Source organism: Anabaena sp. PCC 7108, assembly GCF_000332135.1.
Classification (GTDB): domain Bacteria; phylum Cyanobacteriota; class Cyanobacteriia; order Cyanobacteriales; family Nostocaceae; genus Anabaena.
In genome coordinates, this window is the sequence record NZ_KB235896.1 from 4,674,152 (window position 1) to 4,694,551 (window position 20,400).

Sequence of the window (20,400 nt, forward strand, 5' to 3'; positions counted from 1 at the left end):
TCTAGCCATTGTTCCAATCTTCACCACCTGGTAATTGAGTAAGATAACTATCTATAACATCTGGTAATTCTCTATTTGGATAATTATATGTCATTGCTAATAACTCAGTTGCATTTAATATTAGTTGGGGTTTATTTAATATTTGCGAAAGTTGCTGTCTTTTTAAAGTCCCATTCAAAACCTCTAAACTTGCATCTGCTATTGCTAGTGTAATTTCATCTTCTAGGTAAATTTGCCATTCATCTTGATTGATGTAATGAGATTTTTTGTTATCTTTTAGGTTGAGTTTTTTGATTTCTATCACTGAATTACGAATAGACGCAATCCAAGAATTTGTTAATCTTTGCTCAACTTGATTTTTAATTAAATGAATCAGCAATATCTTTAGAAAAGCTTGAATATTACGTATAATTGCTTGTTTACTCATTCCCTCTAATTCATCCACAATTGCTAAAGCATCTGTGTAACGTCCTTCTGTAATGCTATTTCTGAGGTCGATTAATTCTTGTGTCATCTGTATTAACCTCAAGTTATAAATCAGTGAATATTTATTCAACCAGTGCATAATTGTATTTTATAGTTAAATCTGTTTACCTGCCGCACTCGAAAAAGCAGGTTTTGATCTATTCTGAAGATAAAGCTATCCAAGCGCGGAGAATCAGAATTGTGAAGTTACATAAACCAATATTGGTGGGAGGACTAGGATTGTCCTTCTCCCTATGGATGTTAGACACTTGGCATGATTCAATAGTTCAAGTGGGAGAATTCGGACTCCTGAGTGCTTTAGCTGTCGGTGGGGGTTTGTGGTTATTGCAGAAAAATCGCCCCGGTGAGCAGCTAGATGATATGGTTGTAGATAGGGCATCTGTAGAAAGTGCAATTTCTCAAACAGAAGCTGTCATCAACCAACTTGCACAAGAAGCCGCAAACCATCCAGCTTTAGAAAGCCTACGCGAACAACTGGTTAAGTTACCCTTAGAGTTAGACAGACGAGAAATTCAAGTTGCTGTCACTGGTGGAAAGTCGGTAGGTAAAAGTACAGTTATTCAAATTCTCAAGACGTTAGATACAACGTCTCTACATTTTTCAGAAACAGCACCTTTGTTTACAGAACTGGGTGAAAATTCAAATGTAGCTATTTTGTCAGAAGTGCAAAAATCTGACTTCGTTTTATTCCTGACAAACGGTGATTTGACAGACTCAGAATTTCAAGTTTTGCAACAACTAAAAGCTGCAAAACAGCCGACATTGCTGGTTTTTAATAAACAAGACCAGTATATGCCAGATGAACGCGCTACGGTTCTACAGTCTTTAAAACAGCGAATGTCAGGTAATGTGGTAGCGACTGCGGCTTCTCCCGTTTCTGTGAAAGTTAGAAAACATGAAGCTGATGGTTCTGTGCAAGAATGGATGGAACAACCAGCACCAGAAATTCAACAGTTAACGCAGCAGTTAGGGGAAGTTTTAGCACAGCAAGGAAAGCAGCTAGTTTGTACGACGACTCTGCGGAAAGTGCTGTTATTGAAAGCTGAGGCGAAAGATTGTTTAAATGGGGTACGGCGCGATCGCTCTACACCCATCATAGAACAAAATCAGTGGATAGCTGCTGCTGCTGCTTTTGCTAACCCAATTCCCGCTTTAGATATATTAGCAACTGCGGCTATTAACGCTCAAATGGTGATGGATTTGGGTAATATTTATCAACAAAAAATTTCCTTAGAACAAGCGCAACAAGTAGCCGGAACTATGGGAAGCTTAATGTTGAAATTAGGTTTAGTGGAACTTTCTACAAGGGCTGTTACTGGTATTCTCAAAACTAACGCTGTTACTTTCGTTGCTGGGGGAATGGTGGAAGGAGTGAGTGCTGCTTATTTAACTAGAGTTGCTGGGTTAAGTTTAGTTGAGTATTTTGAACAGCAAGAAATAGCTTTAGAAACCGGAAATGGTTTGAACCTGGAAAAATTACGCCAAGTTCTACAAACAGTATTCCAGCAGAATCAAAAAATGGCTGTTTTGGAAGCTTTTGTTAAGCAAGGTGTGAAACGTTTGTTACCGGAAGCGAAGCCAGTTGAAGTTGTCGGATAATTTCGCGTCAAATCAGAAATTTGAAACCCGCTTTCACTGGAGTTATTCCTAAATACAAAGCGGGTTTTATTTTTCAAATTGGACAAATTTAAGGCAATTTTGAACAGATTGATGGTGGTGTAGCAGTTATTCTCATAACATCTCTGATTTTCTCAGATGTTTACACTATTTGCGAACCTATGACACCTCAAGAATTTTTGGAAAATTTGGCTACAGCCGCAACAGATCCAGAAAAAATCATCGTTTTTGCACGATACTTAGATACAACTGCATTAGACCATGCTACAACTCCAAGATGGAGAAGTATTCCTCACAGTACAGAAATTCAGTTCGCACTCAATAATATTGCTTTTCATTTAGAAGCACTTGCTGAAAAAGGCAATTAATGAAGACAATACTCGATAGGTTGTCTTCAGAGATACCTATCAAGTAATAATATATTATTGGATGAATTCACACAAATACTTATTATTTTGATTTCCATTTCAGTGAGTTACAGGAATAAATAATTAACCGCAGATAGAAGAGGATAAACGCAGATAATTTTGTACCTCTGTAGACTCAGAAAAGCTATTATTAAGTTATAAAATAATTAGTTTAATTGACGATGAACTGCAAATAAACAATCATTGTATTGTTTGTCAACTTCAAGATTTGTAAACGCCCAGGCGGCTTTGTATGGTTTTTGATATTCTCCTAATATATTGATTCGGTGACAAACATTAGAAATTTTGGTTAAATATCTATAATTTAAGGGTACATCACAAGCAAAGATACCTTTAACGCTGTGTGTCGTACCTGTTAGACCTGAGCTATAATTAATCATGATTGCCACATAGTATCTATCCTCTGATGTATGGAGGACTTGAACTAAGTCATCATGAGTAATACCTAGCAAATGATCAGGTAATTTCAAGGCTTCGCTGGTATCTAAGGGAAGGTTTTGAGTTTTCACCCATTCGAGAATTTCCTGATATTTTGTTAATGCTGCACGTTTGCGGAAACAATATTTAATCTCGACAAATAAATTACTTATCCAATATATTATATATAGCGATTTTAAGACAAATCCGGTGAATATTCGTTGTAAGTTAAACATTTATTTTTTAAAAAATTTATAGTTATGATTCAGATGATTAAATTTCGTTTTATTCAATATTTCAGTCCAGCAGGTAAAGGAGACTATACCAAAGAACGTCATCAATGGCTAAATGAAAAAACTTTGGCAGATGTGTTTGGGAATATCAAACAATTACCGGAAGATAATTTAAATCAATATGATGAAATTATTGAATAGTTCAATTCTATAAAGCCAGTTTCATCAAAAGCTATCTAAATCAATCTTAGAATGTCCAGCACATAGAGACGCAGCTTGCTTATCAATAAACTCTAGCAATGCTTTATTACAATGTTCCACAATTTCTGGATATTTATTGGCATACCATCCCAGTGGTGTGATAATATAAGGGTCACTAATATCAAAACCTAACTTTATGAGTTCTTCAGTTTCTTTAATTGCAAGATTGAAGATACCGTCAAAATCTATAAAATCTTTATACATAGTTCTATTTTAGTAACGTACCAATTTTAGTTTAGATAGTGGGATAATATCACGCAAAGGCGCAAAGATGTAAAGAGTTAAATCTTGCACTACGCAACTAAACCGCCTACGATTGAAATCGCAGGCTAATAGTCAAAGTCCACTAAAGTGGACTGAAAAGCAATCTTTAGTCTACTTTAGTAGACTTGAGCTATTAGACAGGGAATTTATTCCCTGGCGGATTGTGGGAGAATGAGAAGATGTGAATAAAAGGCGCTTTACGCCTCAATAACGCACCATTAAATAAAATTGTAGCTTGGGTTGAGAAAACCCAACACTAACATACGTTGTATTTGTTGGGTTTCGCTATCGTTTAACCCAACCTACTACTACTTTTCCTCTGAGTCGGTTTTTAAAAGTCTCGAAACGCCAGAGATAAATACTACTACACCATTGGCGTAATCTAATGGCCTTTCTGCTCCATGCTGAATGTAGCCAAAATAAAGACCAGCAGCAGTAGCCAAAATTAGGGCTAATGCTTTATAATTTTGATCAGACATATATTGCCCTCATATAGGGTTAGTAGGTAAACATCTCCTTGTGCAAGCCGCCAAGCAAATACACAAAGGAAATTTTTTAAACAAAGCTTCAGTAGATATAAAAAACTATTGAAGCTTTTGCTCATTGGAATTTATTTTAGCTTTTAAAACCTCTATTTGTCAATGTAAAAATAAAAAAATTAGCCCTGACATAAACTTTTAATTTCTACAATTTCCAAAGCAGTAAATCATTAATTGAGTAAATCACGATTTATATAATCCCTAATAAAACTCTAGCTTTAAAATGCAGTATTTATATTATTCCTAATAAAACTCTAGCTTTGAAATGCAGTATTTATATAATCCCTAATAGAACTCTCCAGATCGTTTTAAACCGTCCGTAAAAGTGACTGGAGTTTATACTAGATTCTAGTTTTAAGGCTATAACCCTTATGTAGCAATCATTCTAGACCTTAGATTGGGAAACAAGCCCAAAAATTATCAAAGCCTATCTGGATAAGGATTTGATGGTTTAATAGCTGAAAGTAGTCTAAACTCATAACTAAAGTTTTGACATTTAGGTTACAACAAGCATTCATGTCTACCCCTCTTATCTTCTCCTTCTTCTCCGGTTCAGGATTCCTCGACTTAGGCTTTGAAACCACAGGCTATAAAATCGCATACGTCAACGAAATCTTCCCCCCATTCATGTCCGCATATCGCTATTCACGGGAAATTCTCAAACTCCCATCTCCTGAATATGGATATCATCAAGGTGAAGGCGCAGACGTAAGCAAATTAATAGTAGGAACACCAGCACAAAAATTAAATGAATTAGTCAAAGATTCCCGTAAATCAAATCATATAATTGGCTTTATCGGTGGTCCACCATGTCCTGATTTTTCTATTGGTGGAAAAAATAAAGGACATTTAGGTGATAATGGTAAACTATCAGAATCTTATATTGAGTTGATTTGTCAAAACTTACCCGATTTCTTTTTATTTGAAAATGTCAAAGGTTTATGGAGGACAACCAAACACCGGTTATTTTATGAATCATTAAAAAACAAATTACAACAAGCAGGTTATATTTTAACAGAACGGTTAATTAATTCTATTGAATATGGTGTACCTCAAGATAGAGACAGAATTATTTTAATTGGCTTTAGAAATAATTTCCTCAAAAATATAGGAATTGAAGATGATTTTACATTTCCTTGGGAAAAATATATTAAATATCCTCAAAATAAAGTATTTGCATATCCTTGGAATAAAAGCCAAGCATTTCAAGAAGATTCTATAATTATTTGTCCTGATAATATTCCTCAAGAATTAACCGTTGAATATTGGTTTAGAAAAAATAACGTTCTCAATCATCCCAACGCCAAACATTATTTTCAACCAAGAGCAGGTAAAATTAAATTTGCTACTATTGAAGAAGGAGATGATTCTAAAAAGTCATTTAAACGTTTGCATAGATGGCGTTATTCACCAACAGCCTGTTATGGTAATAATGAAGTACATTTACATCCTTATAAAGTGCGACGTATTTCTGTTGCGGAAGCTTTAGCCATACAATCTTTACCCGCTAATTTTTCACTTCCAGAAAATATGTCACTTACAAATATGTTTAAAACAGTTGGTAATGGTGTGCCATACTTAGCAGCACAAGCATTAGCTCAAAATATCCTTGATTTTTTAGCACCTGGTAATAAACCCGCCTAATGTCAATTCAAATACTTTTAGAGATTAACAAATACTTAAAAATCCCAGATTCCAAACTAAGTTAATTGCCTGTTTTGAGGATAAACTCTTAATATATGTGGTTTAATATATAAGAAATGTTTTAATTTTTCATAAAGTTTAATAATCTATTACGGACAAAACAAACGATGGCAGCAGACTATCCAAACATTGATATTGCGCCATTTATCGATCACTCCCTCCTGTTACCAACTGCCACTCCAGAACAGGTGGCTCAGTGGTGTGATGAAGCATACAGGTTTAACTTTGCGACGGTTTGCATACAACCCTGCTATGTCAAGCAAGCAGTGGAACTCCTCCACAACAAAAATCCCAAAGTTTGTACGGTGATTGGCTTTCCTACAGGTTCGACAACTTCAGCCGTCAAGTTTTACGAAGCTCAGGAAGCCTTGGAAAATGGCGCTGAGGAGTTAGATTTGATGATTAACTTAGGCTGGTTAAAAGCTGGAAAAACTGAAGAAGTTCACCAGGAAATTGCTACAATTTGTGAAGTGGCTGGGCAATGTGTCAAGGTAATTTTAGAAACTAGCCTACTCACAGACCCAGAAAAAAGAATAGCTGCGGAAATAGCTATGGAAGCAGGTGCAGCTTTCTTAAAAACTAGTACAGGTTGGAATGGCGGTGCAACGGTAGCGGATGTGCAGATGTTGAAAGAAATAGCACGGGAACGTGTGGGAATTAAAGCATCAGGGGGTATTCGCACCCACAACGAAGCCCTAGATTTAATCATGGCAGGTGCGACAAGATTAGGCACATCTCGTGGTATTAATTTGCTCCGTCAGCGCAATCACGTAGAAAAAGAAAAGGGTGAGTAGTCATTTATTTGCCACTGATTAATGACTAAATAGATAATGAGTAGAACTTACAAAGCAACTGGCATTAATCTCAAAACTCAGGCGCTAGGCGAGTCAGATAAAATAGTCACAATTTTGACCCAAGAATTTGGTTTGATTCGCGCGGTTGCACCTGGGGCGCGTAAACATAACTCCAGCTTGGGTGGTAGAAGTGGGATGTTTATTGTCAATGAATTACTGATTTCCCAAGGGCGAAATTTAGATACAATTACCCAAGCGCAAACTATAAAAACCTATCCGGGTCTAACTAAAGACCTAGGAAAATTAGCTGCTAGTCAATATTTAGCTGAAATAGTCTTGTGTCAGGCTTTAAGCGAACAACCCCAAGAAGAACTTTATGAATTATTTAATGAACATCTTCAGCGGTTGGAAAGTTTACCTAAAACAGAAGGATTAGATGTAATTGCACATCTATCTCAAGGAGTATTTCATCTTTTATCTTTAGCAGGATTAACGCCGCAAGTCCAATTTTGTTGCTTAACCCAGCTTCCCCTTATCCCAGACTTAACAAACCCCAACTGGAAAGTAGGATTTAGTATTCCTGCGGGGGGAACAGTTTGTTTACAGGCTTGGGAAAGTTTACGAACAGAAAGGGAAAAAGAAAGAAGAAATTTACCCAATCCCCAATCACCAGTACCAAAGCCCCAAAACCCTAGCTATGAAACGGTTGTGCATCACCAAGACATACCAGTAATTTCTGGTCGTCTGAATGCGAAAGAACTGTTTATGCTCCAACATTTGTCGCAACCAGAGATAATGCAAATAGATGCAGCCACAGATTCTGGCTGGTTATCTGTTGAGCAGATTTTGCGCCAGTATGCCCAATATCACTTTGGTCGCCCTATTCGCTCTGCCACTTTGATTGATTCTTATTTTGCCGCCAACCATGATGCAATCGTCTGATTTGGATAGAAAAATCTTGCCTCTGTCACCCAGCCAAGCTCAAAACAAGAATAGTGTATTAGACAGTACAACACCCACCAATGACCTCAGTTCTGTTTCCCAACTTCAGGTTAGTCAAACTAATAGCCAAACTAATAGCCAAGAAATTTCCCGCAAAGATGTTTCTCAGCATAAAAATTGCAGATCAGAACTTCCCTTAAGTGATATTCCTAAACAATCAGAAACAAGGTCGGACATATCAGTAACAATTACTGAAACTAATGGCAAAGGTAATGTTACTCAAGAGCATTTACAAGTAGCCAGTGAACCGGAAACATCACAATTAAACGGGTCCGGTTCAGGTGGAGAATCACCATCAGAAAATGTAGAAAAAAAAGGGTTTTTACCTGTATTAAAAAACCCCAATTTCTTAGCTCTCTGGGGTGGTCAGGTTTTCTGTCAGCTGGCTGATAAAGTATATCTAGTGCTAATGATTGCTTTGATTAACAGCCAGTTTCAACAGAGTGATCAGAGCATTAGTGGTTGGGTGTCGGCTTTAATGATGGTTTTTACCATTCCAGCGGTGCTGTTCGGTTCTGTGGCTGGGGTGTTTGTAGACCGCTGGTCAAAAAAAGTTGTGTTGGTAGCAACCAATATTTGGCGAGGTATCCTGGTTTTATCAATTCCGTTCCTACTATGGTTAACTCAAGATTGGCAACCTGTAGGAGTTTTGCCGGTCGGTTTTCTGATCATTTTGGTGGTGACTTTTTTAGTTTCTACCCTCACCCAGTTTTTTGCACCAGCAGAACAAGCTGCAATTCCCTTGGTGGTGGAAGAGCAGAATTTACTTTCAGCTAATTCCCTGTACACAACTACAATGATGGCATCGGTAATCGTTGGTTTTGCTGTGGGGGAACCGCTGTTAGCAATAGCTGATGGATTGTGGTTACAAGTTGGGGGTAGTGGTGGACTGGGTAAAGAAATTGTCGTTGGTGGCAGTTATGCGATCGCTGGAATTATCTTATTCCTACTCAAGACCAATGAACAACCCCACCCCCCAGAAACCGAATTCCCTCATGTTTTCGCTGACTTGCGCGACGGTTTACTCTATCTCAAAGAAAATCATCGAGTTCGGAATGCTTTACTACAACTGATCATCTTATTTTCTGTCTTTGCAGCCCTCACTGTCCTAGCCGTTCGCATGGCAGAAATTATTCCCAACATCAAAGCCGCCCAATTCGGCTTTTTACTGGCATCTGCTGGGGTGGGAATCGCGGCAGGAGCGACGATTCTCGGTCAATTTGGTCAACGCTTCTCCTATAGACAACTCAGTCTTTGGGGTTGTCTGGGGGTAGCAGCATCTTTGGTAGGTCTTTCAGTCTTCACAAGCCAGCTATGGGCTGCAGTACTGTTAATTGCCCTTGTTGGTGTCTTTGGCTCATTGGTAGGTATTCCCATGCAAACCGCTATCCAAACAGAAACACCCCCAGAAATGCGGGGTAAAGTCTTTGGTTTGCAGAATAATGTGATTAATATTGCCCTCACCCTACCCTTGGCATTAGCAGGTGTGGCCGAAACCTTTATTGGCTTAAAAGCGGTCTTTTTGGTATTAGCTACAATCGTCTTCTTTGGAGGCATATTAACCTGGTATAATTCTCGTGATTAGCTATCAAGTTTGAGATCATCAATAACTTAATAAAACAATTGGTTTTCGTGCTAAACTTAAGCCAGCTAAAATTCGTGAAATACTTGCTGTGAACTAGACATGATGCTGATAAAGTTAGTTAATTAGCAACTGAGAATCAGTAGAAAAAGCCATAACTACACTTGTTTAATTGCCTGAAATATAGGTTCTATTTAAATAAGATTCAGATATTACTGAATCATGGCTAAAACATCAGCAAGTACAACAAGATAAAAACAGCTAATTATAAAAAACCAATAATTTAAACTCAAACTCAAACCCAAACCCGCTTGACTTTACACCTAACCAAAGAATGCACATAGCCTGGATTGGAAAAAAATCGCCCTTTTGCGGCAATGTCACCTACAGTCGAGAAATTACAAATGCATTAGTTTCACTAGACCGGGGACACAAAGTAAGTTTTCTTCACTTCGCTCAAGAAGAATCTGAACTAGATAAATGGCCGAATTTAAAAGAAGTGTCTTTACCATTTATTTATAAATCCCAGGTTTATACAATTCCCGCTTTCAATGCAACTAAAGTATTGAAAGATTCTCTGCGAGAAATTAAACCAGATATAGTTCATGCTTCTTTGACTCTATCAACTCTGGACTTCGTTTTACCAGAAATTTGTCAAGAATTAAATTTGCCCCTAGTTGCTACTTTTCACACTCCATTTGCTGGGAAGGGTGCAAAGCTAATATCGGGAACACAATTTTTGGCTTATCAACTCTACGCACCGTTTTTAGATAATTATGATCGGGTAATTGTTTTTTCCCAAATTCAGCGTGAATTGTTATCAAGTATGGGTGTGGGAGAACATAAAATAGCGGTAATTCCCAATGGTGTGGATACCACTAAGTATTGTCCTGGTGTTTCTCAAGTTAAAGCGGAATTTGGCGCAGAACGCTTATTTGTTTATCAAGGACGCATTGCCCCAGAAAAAAATGTAGAATCTCTCTTACGAGCTTGGCGACAATCCAAGATGGGAGTTGATAGCAAGTTGCTAATGGTGGGTGATGGACCATTGAGAGCATCTTTAGAACCCTTTTATGGTGAGGAATACGGGATCATCTGGCTAGGATTTATCGCTAATGAAGAACGCCGCATAGAAATATTACGGGGAGCAGATGTATTTATTTTACCTTCTTTGGTAGAGGGTTTATCTTTATCTTTGTTAGAAGCAATGGCTTGTGGTTTAGCTTGTATAGCTACGGATGTAGGTGCAGATGGGGAAGTACTGGAAAAAGGTGCTGGTGTAGTTATTAGCACGAAAACAGTGCGATCGCAACTCAGAACCATTTTACCATTGTTCCAAGACCACCCAGAGCTAACAACACTGTTGGGGCAAAAAGCTACAAACCGAGTGTTAGAACGCTATACCCTCAGTAAAAATATCACTCACCTAGAAGAACTTTATGCAAAAATGTTAGCACAGCGACCTGTACCGCTAAGTTGGGGTGCTTAGGAAAAAGCTTTAACAATTTAAAATAGAGTCAAGTCTGTACCTAAAAGATACAGTCAGGTATTTAAATCCTGACTGTGGTAGTATCTCATCGGCTCATTGAAGCTATAGCAACAGACAGGGCAGTTAGGACACCAACGAATGATAAAACACACCAAAAGATTTTTCAGACTGTCATCTGTCACTTCCTGTCACCTGCTATCCATCTAGACCCTTTAATTCCCTATCAGCAAACGGGAATGTGGGATTGAAGATTTACTGTACTATTTTCAGCTAATCTTCAAATCATATTTGAGTATTTATGTCAATTCGTAATATCAATAGCTTTACAAAAATTAAGAAGCTAGTTACAGTTCTTTACATAGAAGATAAACATCTCAAAAAAAAACTGCATCAATACGGTTTTGTTATTGATCACCAAAGGTAAACTAATACCTTTGCTATTCAACTAAAGATTTACCTGTAAAACTGTCCCCATAGTAGTTGTGGTTTCTATGTCAACCGACTTAGTTGCTACCAGAACATTGCATTGACCTTACCTGATTTGTAGTAATAGAAGTTTGAGAATAAGGAGAGTTGATGCGGTTTTTTAACAAAAAAATATCAGCTTCAAAATTCTTATTAGCAAATTTCAACGTAGCTAATTAACAAATAATATTTGGAGATTTCTCTCATGGCTTTAACTATCCAGTCCGCTCAAAGTATTTTCTCCGACACTCAAGTTCCTAGTCAGATTCCAGCAACTATCGCATTATTCGATCAACTCAACGTTGATGACCAACTAGCATATCTATGGTATGCTTACACGGAAATGGGTAAAACAATTACTCCCGCAGCACCTGGAGCAGCACGCTTGCAACTAGCAGAAAGTCTGCTAACTCAAATTAAGCTGATGTCTCCTGAAGATCAAACAAAAGTGATGCGGGATCTTGCTAGTCGTGCTGATACTCCCATCAGCCGTTCCTATGGGTTCTTCAGTGTCAATACCAAGCTGGCTTTCTGGTATGAGTTAGGAGAATTGATGAAAAGTGGTCTTGTCACTCCTATTCCAGCAGGTTATCAAATGTCTCCTGGTGTGAAAGTAGTGCTAGAAGCTACTCAGAAACTTGATCAGGGTCAGCAAATCACTGTACTGCGGAATACCGTAGTTAACATGGGATTCGATACATCTGAACTAGGCCCTAGCAGTTACCCCAAAGCCTCAGCAGAACCAGCATTCCAACGTACAACTCCAGTTATTTCCTCTGTCAAGATTGATGGGATTACAGAACCGGCTGTATTAGGCTACATAGAAGCCATGAATGCAGATAACTTTGATGCGGCTGTGGCGCTATTCACTACCGACGGTGCGCTACAACCTCCATTCCAAAAGCCGATTGTTGGTCTAGAAGCGATCGCTAAATATATGCGTGAAGAAGCTCAAGGACTGAATATGATGCCCCAACAGGGTATTTGTGAAGTCCAACCAGATGGTTCCAAGCAACTGAAAATCACAGGTGTAGTCCAAACTCCTTGGTTCGGTGTGACTGTAGGCATGAATATTGCTTGGCGGTTTTTAATCAATCCCCAAGGTAAGATTTTCTTTGTAGCTATCGATATGTTGGCTTCTCCTCAAGAACTATTAAATCTGCGTCGGGTTTAATCAAATACACATAGGAGGGATGCAGTCTTGCCATCCCCTACCTATGGAACTTCTCTGCAAGGTTTCTGGATGATATAGCAGGTGACAGTCTGAAAACTCTTTTGGTGTCTAGGTTTTATCATCTGTTGGTGTCCTAACCGCCTTGTCTGTTGTTATAGATATTAATTAAATTTTTGGAGATGTTTGGCAAAAAAGCTAACATCTCCACAAGTTTTTCACAATTCACATTTAAATTTAGGAGTATCAACCAAACCAATCAAAAAAAATGTTCTTCATTAACTCATTTTTTACCGGAAAATCAAGACAAGATTCTATAGAGAAAAACTCTTCTAGTGAAGAATCCCAGGAAGTTATGACTTTAGAAGATTTGGTAGAAATTTTAGATAAACTAGATAAATACATACAAACTACATAATTCGGAATTACCAGACTAAGCAGAATATCCGCAAGGTAGTAACACAGCGCGGAATTAAAATTTTACAATAGCAAAAGTCGAAATTCATCCGCCCAACTATTTTGAATTGTTTACTCACCACCCCAAACTCGTAGACTGTTCATAAACACGTTTTAAAGTATTCACATCTCGCACAGAAATAGAAGGTGGTTTGCGAACTTGTGAAAAATACAAAGCATCAGTTTGTAGGGGACTATGACCCCAAATTCCCAAAGCATGACCGATTTCATGGCGTGCAGCAGCTTTCGCAAATTCACCAGTTTGACTAGGACTCAACAAGATAGTAAAACGGTGTAATAAAATATTATTATTAGTGTATGTCTCATAAGTAGTTAAAGCAGAACGCGCACGGGGAATTTTACTATTAGATTCAAGTTGTAAAGGTGGCGCTTTTCTGAAAATTTTAATATCAGCAATTTCCGCTTTCTCAACTACCTCCAAAGGTAAATACACACTCCACTCTTGAACAGCTTGCAAAACATTATTAACCCATAGCTGGGACTGTTCAGCACTTATTTTTGTGGGCGTTTCTATCTTCACCCTTACCGGAAAACTTGACCAAATTAAATAACCAACTTCAGTAGGTGTGATTTTGTCAAAATAATCCCCACTGTTCGTCTTGTTTTCCCAACTTGCGAGGGTTGACGGTAAAGGATGTACTTTTTGGATTAACTTTTCCCCTAAACTATAAGCTGTAGAAATGTTATGGAAAACGCCTCTAGATTTAGAGTTGACAACAGCGCTAGTTTGAAAGTTAGTAAAAATCACTAGCAGTCCCGTCATTATCGCTAAAGTCAGGACTGCTAATAACCGCTGCAAAACTAAGTTTGTTCGGATTTTAAATATGAGGTTTTGGGTAATTTTCCCCATTTTTACTTACTTAGGCAACCAATTGGCGCTCAAAACCACTGTTAAACCCAGAAAAATTACTACTAATGCCCAAGTAATACGATTTAATGTATTTTCTGCACTCTTAGTACTGCTGAACAATTGAGCTTGTCCACCAATTGCACCAATACCATCACCTTTAGGGCTATGCAGCAGCACAAGAATTATTAATCCTAAAGCGGAAAATGCCCAAATACCTTGCACGATGTTAGTAATTGCCATATTAGAAATGTCGTTTATAACAAGTTTGAAAATGGATGAGTTCTTGATTTATCAATCCTGTAGGAGTAAAGCGCATTGCTCAACCTTAAAGACTGTTCTCGTTCCCATATTCTTTTAGAAATGCATTCTAGAAGGCTCTGCCTCAGTGTGACAGTAGAGTCAGAGCCTCTATGATAGCATTCCCAGTCAGACACTGGGAATGAGAGAATGGTCTAAATCCCTACTTCTGAATTCCTGGCTGTTTTACAACCCTATTTGTGCAGGAGTGCGAGTAGGTTTCAAGTCGTATTCTGCTGCTTTAAGGAGCGATCGCCCGGTCATTTCTGTTGGTTGGGGAAGCTGTAAAATATCGAGAATAGTGGGGGCAATGTCGGCTAACTTGCCATCATTTCTCAATTCCACATTTGTTCCATATCCAGGTATTTTGACTTTTTCGCCTTCTACCAAGATCAAAGGAACTGGGTTAGTGGTGTGAGCCGTCCAAGGATTACCCTCATCATCTAGCATATACTCAGCGTTACCATGGTCAGCAGTAATAATTGCTGTGCCGCCAAATTTACCAATGGTGTCCAGGAGACGACCTAAACAGCGATCAACTGTTTCAATAGCTGTAACTGTAGCTGGTATTTGTCCAGTATGCCCTACCATGTCTGGATTGGCATAGTTCATTACTACTAGGGAGTAGATGCCCTTTTTCATCGCTGCGATCGCTACATCTGTCACTGCTTGTGCTGACATTGCCGGTTCTGAGTCATAAGTTGCCACCATCGGACTACTGACTAATTCCCGGTCTTCTCCATCACAAGGTTCCTCTAATCCCCCATTAAAGAAATAGGTGACGTGAGCATATTTTTCAGTTTCCGCAGTCCGAAACTGTTTTAAACCATGATTAGCAATGACTTCCCCTAAAATATTACTCAGATTCTGGGGAGCAAAAGCCACAGATACTGGTAATTCAGGATCGTACTGGGTAAAAGTCACAAAAGACAGCGGCTTAATTTGCTGTCTTTCAAACCCATTAAATTTGGAACTCACAAAGGCTTGTGTCAGTTGTCTAGCGCGATCAGGGCGGAAGTTGAAAAATATGACCCCATCTCCCGGTTCTACTGCGCCAGGGGCAATCCTAACTGGAAGCACAAACTCGTCAGTTATGCCTTCTGCGTAAGATGCTTGTAAGACTTCTACAGCCGTGAGTCCATTACCCGCGCTATCTTGTGTCATCACCTGGTAGGCGCGTTCAACTCGATCCCAACGGTGGTCACGATCCATTGCATAATAGCGACCACTAACGGTTACTATTTGCCCAATTCCAGCCTGATCTATGTAGTCTTGCAGCTGTGTAATTGCTTTGATACCCTCCTTGGGAGGGGTGTCACGTCCATCGGTAATGGCGTGGATACAAACTTGTGAAAGTTGCTGTTCTTTGGCTAAGTCAACTAGTCCAAATAGATGGGTTAGATGAGAATGTACCCCTCCATCAGAACAAAGCCCTACTAAATGCAACTTGCCATTAGATGAGCGAACTTCCTGGCAAATCTTGACAATTGCTGGGTTTAATGCTATTGAACCATCTTCTACTGCATCAGAGATGCGTACTAGTTCTTGAGGCACGACTCGCCCAGCGCCAATATTCAAATGACCAACTTCCGAGTTGCCCATTTGACCTTCTGGCAACCCTACAGCTTTTCCTGATGTGCGGATGGTTGTGTGGGGATAAACTGCCCATAAACTGTCCATGATTGGAGTTTTAGCAGCAGCTATTGCGTTTCCTCGCTTTTCCTCACAGTAGCCCCATCCGTCTAAAATGACTAGCACCACAGGAGCAACAGGTGCTTTGGTCATAGTAAAATTGCCCTTTACTTTTTGTAATATCCGAATGATACCATTGCTAACCACCTCTGGAGGTTAAATTCTGCTGATTAATTTCTCAGGAAAGTTCATCTTCAAAAAATGGAAAAAATTTATTTTTTTCATAGATCCAATTTACGTAAGTCAACGTATTTATATTCTAGAGAATGCAGCTTCTTGAAAAAGTAAGGGCATTAATCCATAAATTTTATCTGTCGCTCCAATCGCACTGGGAGTTAGGGATTGTTAAATAGTAACTATTCCCTAAGTTTTGTATGTGCATCAAGCGATACATTTTATTAGCACAGCGATCGCAGATTAAATATTCTCAAGGAGACACTAAACTCATGGATTTTACAACCCCTCTAACGGTCAAGTCCTCCCGTCGTGGAGTTATAGTGACTGGAGCAATGGCTGGTGTTGCAGGTGCTTTAGGTTTACCACTAATTGCTCAAAAAGCTGAAGCTCAGTCTCTATTTGCTAAAAATGATTTAAAAGTCCTCAACAATGCACTTTACTACGAACATCAGGCCATTTGGGCTTATTCTTTTGCTGCGGGTAACTTAAGCAATACCGAAGTTGGCAAGGCCGTTTTAGCTCTGGCTCTCCGTAACCAAGCTGATCATAAACAGCATCGGGATGTTCTTACTGCTGCTGTCAAAAGTCTGGGAGGAAATCCAGCCAAGGCAGAGGCTAGTTATGATTTGTCATCTTACATCAATAACAACGAAGGTAATGTAGATAGTGATGTGAATATTGCTAAGTTAGCACTGGCTTTAGAGGTAGATGCTGCGATCGCTTATACTCTAGAAGCCGCCAAGCTGAAAACCCCAAAATTAATTACAGTTGGCGCTAGTATCGGTACTACTGAATCTGCCCATGCTGCCGCTATCCGTGCAACTTTTAAAAGTTTGGGTGTAAATATTGAAATCGTCCCCTCAGCTTTTGTCAGTCCAGATAACCGTGAGGCTTGGGTGCTGAAGGTATAATAGCCCTACGAAAAATTAAAAAAGCTGATGACAGAACCCAACCAAATCTCGAAAATGTTGGGTTTCTCTTCCGGAAGATCCTATGCAAACACCTCAATTTTATTCAACTTACACAAACCTATTTTGAATAATTGATGGCTAAATAGTCAGAATGCGATCCCCGGATTTCTCCATCTTCAATTTTCAGGATATTCATCATCCAGAGAAGCACGGAAAAAAAACATACAACCCCCACGAGTTTCAGGTGCGTGCATTGAACCTGGAGTAGAACGAATATAGTCACCTTGACCATATACTTCTTCACCGATGACTAAATCACCCTCCAGCATGAACATTTCCTCAACTCCAGCATGGCAATGAAGAGGATAACGAACACCCGCTGCGGCTCGGAATAAACCACTAACTTCTCGCTTAACTAAATCAGTATGCAATGTAGCTACCATCACACCAGGGAGTCGATATAGTTGCCAATCTAAATCTTGCGATCTTACAAATGAATAAGGTAAACTAATTTCCTCTATTGGCTCAGAAATAGGTAATTCTGAAGAATCACTAATACCAATTTTGTTGAATAGTCGATTTTTTAAATCAGTTGTCATTGGGACTGTGGGAACAGTATAGGAGATAGCAGCTACTGCTTCCTGCAATTCTGCTAATTCCTCTGCTAATTCAGGATATTCAATAATTTTCTCCTCCACTAAATGACGCTCTGGATCATCGATAATATCAAGTGCATATAGTGGAGCTAATTCACAAAAACAGTCATCTTTAGGGTTCATTACTTGTATTGGCAATAATTCTCAATTATATGGCAATCTTTTACTCTGCTAAGTTATACGCCATCAATAGTCAGGATGCTAATTATGACTTAGTTTATTCATTTTTGATTTTTATTTGTTTAGTTTTATTTCCAGACAGCAATAGCAATTCGCAATTTATTTAAACCTAAGCGAATTCGAGTTTTGACTGTACCTACAGATAGCCCACTTTGAGCAGCAATCTGGCTATGGGTTAACCCGTGGTAATATGCCAATTCTATAACTTGCCGTTGTTCTTCTGGGATTTGCTTGAGAGCAGCTATTACCAGGGTTCGACGTTCTGAAATCAATACCTCTTCTATTGGATCTACGCTAACTTTTGCCGATTGGATCTCTACATTGACTGAAGCTATTTTAGTTTTTGCTGTACGTTGTAAATAGCGTAAACGGTCTAAAACTCTACTTCGAGTCATCATCAACAGCCAGGTATCAACTCGTGCTTTATTGGCATCATATTTTTCAGCAATTCGCCATACCTGAGAAAAAACATCCAAAACCACTTCTTCGCTTTCTTCAACTGATCCTAAACTCTTGAAAGCAATAGCATAAATGATTTGTGCATAGCGATCATATAACTGTGATAGTGCAGAATGATCCTGTTGAACAATTCGCTTCAACAGAGTTGATTCATCAAGACTGATTTTCTCGTCTTCTGAAGGGAGTGACATCCTTATTTAAGCGCTAATTATGTTCCAGCAGTAAAAACTAACCACAGTGTATTGTAATATCCATGTTCAACTTTTAGTCTTGAGAGGAATACTTAGGTACAAAATTTTTTTAATTCTCGAATAGATGGGGAACGATCCACAAAAAATCATGTATCGTCCCGCAGTTAGTCGTTAAGAAATTAATTGCAGTAGCTAATTTACTTCTGCTTTGCTCCAGCTTTAGCAGCTTTAGCGGCTTTTTTCGCGGCTTTTTCGGCTTCTATCGCTGCTAACTTAGCTAGTTCTTTCTCCTCAGCAATTTTGTTGAGATAGTAATGGTAATCTCCCAAATAAACCCGGAATTCACCATCACGAATTTCCACAATTTTGTTAGCTACCTGAGAGATAAAATAACGGTCATGGGAAACTACAATCGCTGTACCATCATAGTTTTGCAAAGATTCTTCCAACATTTCCTTAGCTGGAATATCTAAGTGGTTTGTCGGCTCATCTAAAATGAGTAAATTTGCTGGACGTAAAAGCATTTTTGCCAATGCTAAACGAGCTTTTTCTCCCCCACTTAAAGCGGCAACTTTCTTAAATACAGTATCACCAGCAAATAAAAATCTTCCCAACAATGTGCGGACTTCTTCGTTTGTCCAGTCAGGAACTTCATCATGGATAGTTTCCATGACGGTTTTATTCAAGTCTAAAGCTTCGGCTTGGTTCTGCTCAAAGTAGCCAGGAATAACGTTATGATCGCCTAATTTTACTATTCCTTCTGTGGGTGGTTCTGCACCCATAATAATTTTCAACAGGGTGGATTTACCAGCACCATTGGGACCGAGAAAGGCGATTCTATCTCCTCTTTCAATTAAGAGATTTGCCGCCAAAAATAAAATTTTATCCCCATAAATATGGGTTAAATCTTTAATTTCCACCACTTCTCGACCGCTGCGAGGTGCGGGGGGAAAACGGAAATGTAGAGTTCTCACACCGGCTATCGGTGCTTCGATGCGTTCAATTTTGTCTAGCTGTTTTTCCCGGCTTTTTGCTTGGGTACTGCGGGTTGCACTAGCGCGAAATCGGTCTACAAAGGTTTGCTGTTTTTCTATTTCTTTTTGTTGACGTTCAAAGGCACTTAATTGTGCTGATTGATTTTCAGCTTTTTGTTCCAGGTATGAGGAGTAATTACCGAGGTATGTACTAGAAACACCACGTTCAGTTTCGACAATTTGATTGCAGAGGCGGTCAAGAAACTCCCGGTCATGGGACACTATCACCATCGGGGTAATGAGTCCTCTGAGGTAATTTTCTAACCACTCAATGGTTTCTAAGTCCAGATGGTTTGTCGGTTCGTCCAGTAGCAATAAGTCTGGCTTTTGTAAAAGGATTTTACCCAAACTCATCCGCATTTGCCAACCACCGGAAAAAGCACTTACTAAGCGATCGCTATCCTCTACCTGAAATCCCATTTCTGGTAAAATCTTGCCAATGCGAGCATCTAAGTTGTAGCCATCTAACGCTTCAAATTGCCGCTGTAAGCGATCTAATTTGTGGATTAGTTCGTCCAATTCCTCTGGATTCGCTGTTTCCATTTCTTGCGGGATGTGTGTTAAAGCCATTTGTACTTCGTTGGCTTCTTTAAACACAGTCCAAAATTCTTCTCTGACCGTGCGGGTAGGGTCTACCTCAAACTCTTGATTGAGATAAGCTATGTGTAAGCTATTAGGACGAATAATTTCACCAGCGGTGGGTTCTATTTCCCCAGAGATGATTTTCAATTGTGTGGACTTTCCCGCACCGTTAACACCGACTAAGCCAATGCGATCGCCTGGTTTGACTTCCCAGTTGACATCTTTAAGAACTTCGCCTGTAGGATAAATTTTACTTATATGTTCTAATCTTAGCATGAAGTGTCTCTCAGGTAGGGGATAGGTGATTGGGAGGAAGAGCTAACGCCGTTTTCAATCTTAACAAAATTTAACTACAAATTTACAGCAGAGATTTGAGAAAATCAGGGAGAAACTTTGGCTGTAATTTAAACATCCAGAAGAATTTAGGAGTAAGTAGGGGTTT

The 20,400-nt window shown here is 39.0% G+C and carries 21 protein-coding genes; 11 read left to right on the plus strand and 10 right to left on the minus strand.

Annotated features, from left to right (window positions below; genetic code table 11):
• Position 1 precedes the first annotated feature (1 nt).
• Positions 2 to 514: a DUF29 family protein gene (locus ANA7108_RS0121850; protein WP_016952963.1), complete on the minus strand. Its 513-nt coding sequence runs from the start codon at positions 512 to 514 to the stop codon at positions 2 to 4.
• Between the two features lie 209 nt (positions 515 to 723).
• Between ANA7108_RS0121850 and ANA7108_RS0121855 the strand changes: the two genes are divergently transcribed.
• A complete protein-coding gene (locus ANA7108_RS0121855) occupies positions 724 to 2,085 on the plus strand; it encodes a DUF697 domain-containing protein (RefSeq protein ID WP_016952964.1) in 1,362 nt (453 codons plus the stop codon).
• A gap of 179 nt (positions 2,086 to 2,264) precedes the next feature.
• Positions 2,265 to 2,471, plus strand: a complete 207-nt coding sequence (locus tag ANA7108_RS0121860; protein WP_016952965.1) for a hypothetical protein — start codon at positions 2,265 to 2,267, stop codon at positions 2,469 to 2,471.
• A 206-nt stretch (positions 2,472 to 2,677) separates the two neighbouring features.
• Here ANA7108_RS0121860 and ANA7108_RS0121865 read toward each other — a convergent pair whose 3' ends face one another.
• On the minus strand, positions 2,678 to 3,184 hold the full coding sequence (locus ANA7108_RS0121865; RefSeq protein ID WP_016952966.1) for a hypothetical protein: 507 nt from the start codon (positions 3,182 to 3,184) through the stop codon (positions 2,678 to 2,680).
• Between the two features lie 33 nt (positions 3,185 to 3,217).
• Here ANA7108_RS0121865 and ANA7108_RS30355 point away from each other — a divergent pair, with 33 nt between their 5' ends.
• A complete protein-coding gene (locus tag ANA7108_RS30355; RefSeq protein WP_237741538.1) occupies positions 3,218 to 3,382 on the plus strand; it encodes a hypothetical protein in 165 nt (54 codons plus the stop codon).
• 24 nt (positions 3,383 to 3,406) lie between these two features.
• Here the strand turns inward: ANA7108_RS30355 and ANA7108_RS30600 are convergent, their stop codons facing one another.
• Together ANA7108_RS30600 and ANA7108_RS30360 are read right to left on the minus strand one after the other, a co-directional pair.
• Positions 3,407 to 3,646 carry a hypothetical protein gene (locus ANA7108_RS30600; RefSeq protein ID WP_016952968.1) on the minus strand — a complete coding sequence of 80 codons (240 nt, stop codon included), beginning with the start codon at positions 3,644 to 3,646 and terminating at the stop codon, positions 3,407 to 3,409.
• Between the two features lie 368 nt (positions 3,647 to 4,014).
• On the minus strand, positions 4,015 to 4,185 hold the full coding sequence (locus tag ANA7108_RS30360) for a hypothetical protein (protein ID WP_016952969.1): 171 nt from the start codon (positions 4,183 to 4,185) through the stop codon (positions 4,015 to 4,017).
• A gap of 576 nt (positions 4,186 to 4,761) precedes the next feature.
• On the opposite strand from ANA7108_RS30360, the gene ANA7108_RS0121885 reads away from it, so the two are divergent.
• The 7 genes from ANA7108_RS0121885 to ANA7108_RS30605 all read left to right on the plus strand — a co-directional run bounded on the left by ANA7108_RS0121885 (position 4,762) and on the right by ANA7108_RS30605 (position 12,870).
• A complete protein-coding gene (locus tag ANA7108_RS0121885; RefSeq protein ID WP_026104378.1) occupies positions 4,762 to 5,889 on the plus strand; it encodes a DNA cytosine methyltransferase in 1,128 nt (375 codons plus the stop codon).
• A gap of 167 nt (positions 5,890 to 6,056) precedes the next feature.
• Positions 6,057 to 6,743, plus strand: a complete 687-nt coding sequence (gene deoC, locus ANA7108_RS0121890; protein ID WP_016952971.1) for a deoxyribose-phosphate aldolase — start codon at positions 6,057 to 6,059, stop codon at positions 6,741 to 6,743.
• A 36-nt stretch (positions 6,744 to 6,779) separates the two neighbouring features.
• Positions 6,780 to 7,685, plus strand: a complete 906-nt coding sequence (gene recO / locus ANA7108_RS0121895; protein ID WP_016952972.1) for a DNA repair protein RecO — start codon at positions 6,780 to 6,782, stop codon at positions 7,683 to 7,685.
• Positions 7,672 to 9,330, plus strand: coding sequence for an MFS transporter (locus tag ANA7108_RS0121900; protein ID WP_016952973.1), 1,659 nt, complete (start codon positions 7,672 to 7,674; stop codon positions 9,328 to 9,330). The genes recO and ANA7108_RS0121900 overlap by 14 nt, the downstream gene beginning before the upstream one ends.
• Positions 9,331 to 9,661: 331 nt before the next feature.
• Positions 9,662 to 10,816, plus strand: a complete 1,155-nt coding sequence (locus ANA7108_RS0121905) for a glycosyltransferase family 4 protein (RefSeq protein ID WP_016952974.1) — start codon at positions 9,662 to 9,664, stop codon at positions 10,814 to 10,816.
• Between the two features lie 670 nt (positions 10,817 to 11,486).
• Positions 11,487 to 12,455 (plus strand): orange carotenoid protein N-terminal domain-containing protein, encoded by a 969-nt coding sequence (locus ANA7108_RS0121910; protein WP_016952975.1) that lies wholly within the window; start codon positions 11,487 to 11,489, stop codon positions 12,453 to 12,455.
• Positions 12,456 to 12,720: 265 nt separating this feature from the next.
• Positions 12,721 to 12,870 (plus strand): hypothetical protein, encoded by a 150-nt coding sequence (locus ANA7108_RS30605; protein WP_016952976.1) that lies wholly within the window; start codon positions 12,721 to 12,723, stop codon positions 12,868 to 12,870.
• Between the two features lie 114 nt (positions 12,871 to 12,984).
• Here the strand turns inward: ANA7108_RS30605 and ANA7108_RS0121920 are convergent, their stop codons facing one another.
• The 3 genes from ANA7108_RS0121920 to gpmI form a co-directional block, all read right to left on the minus strand.
• Positions 12,985 to 13,779, minus strand: a complete 795-nt coding sequence (locus ANA7108_RS0121920; protein ID WP_016952977.1) for a hypothetical protein — start codon at positions 13,777 to 13,779, stop codon at positions 12,985 to 12,987.
• A 6-nt stretch (positions 13,780 to 13,785) separates the two neighbouring features.
• A complete protein-coding gene (gene secG / locus ANA7108_RS0121925; protein ID WP_016952978.1) occupies positions 13,786 to 14,019 on the minus strand; it encodes a preprotein translocase subunit SecG in 234 nt (77 codons plus the stop codon).
• Positions 14,020 to 14,262: 243 nt separating this feature from the next.
• Positions 14,263 to 15,861, minus strand: coding sequence for a 2,3-bisphosphoglycerate-independent phosphoglycerate mutase (gene gpmI, locus ANA7108_RS0121930; RefSeq protein ID WP_042491262.1), 1,599 nt, complete (start codon positions 15,859 to 15,861; stop codon positions 14,263 to 14,265).
• Between the two features lie 281 nt (positions 15,862 to 16,142).
• Between gpmI and ANA7108_RS0121935 the strand changes: the two genes are divergently transcribed.
• Complete coding sequence (locus ANA7108_RS0121935) at positions 16,143 to 16,856, plus strand: ferritin-like domain-containing protein (RefSeq protein ID WP_237741539.1); 714 nt, start codon at positions 16,143 to 16,145, stop codon at positions 16,854 to 16,856.
• A 176-nt stretch (positions 16,857 to 17,032) separates the two neighbouring features.
• Here ANA7108_RS0121935 and ANA7108_RS0121940 read toward each other — a convergent pair whose 3' ends face one another.
• From ANA7108_RS0121940 to ANA7108_RS0121950, 3 genes are all read right to left on the minus strand, one after another.
• Positions 17,033 to 17,635 carry a cupin domain-containing protein gene (locus tag ANA7108_RS0121940; protein ID WP_016952981.1) on the minus strand — a complete coding sequence of 201 codons (603 nt, stop codon included), beginning with the start codon at positions 17,633 to 17,635 and terminating at the stop codon, positions 17,033 to 17,035.
• Between the two features lie 125 nt (positions 17,636 to 17,760).
• Positions 17,761 to 18,342, minus strand: coding sequence for a sigma-70 family RNA polymerase sigma factor (locus ANA7108_RS0121945; protein WP_016952982.1), 582 nt, complete (start codon positions 18,340 to 18,342; stop codon positions 17,761 to 17,763).
• 197 nt (positions 18,343 to 18,539) lie between these two features.
• Complete coding sequence (locus ANA7108_RS0121950) at positions 18,540 to 20,234, minus strand: ABC-F family ATP-binding cassette domain-containing protein (RefSeq protein WP_016952983.1); 1,695 nt, start codon at positions 20,232 to 20,234, stop codon at positions 18,540 to 18,542.
• Between the last annotated feature and the right edge of the window lie 166 nt (positions 20,235 to 20,400).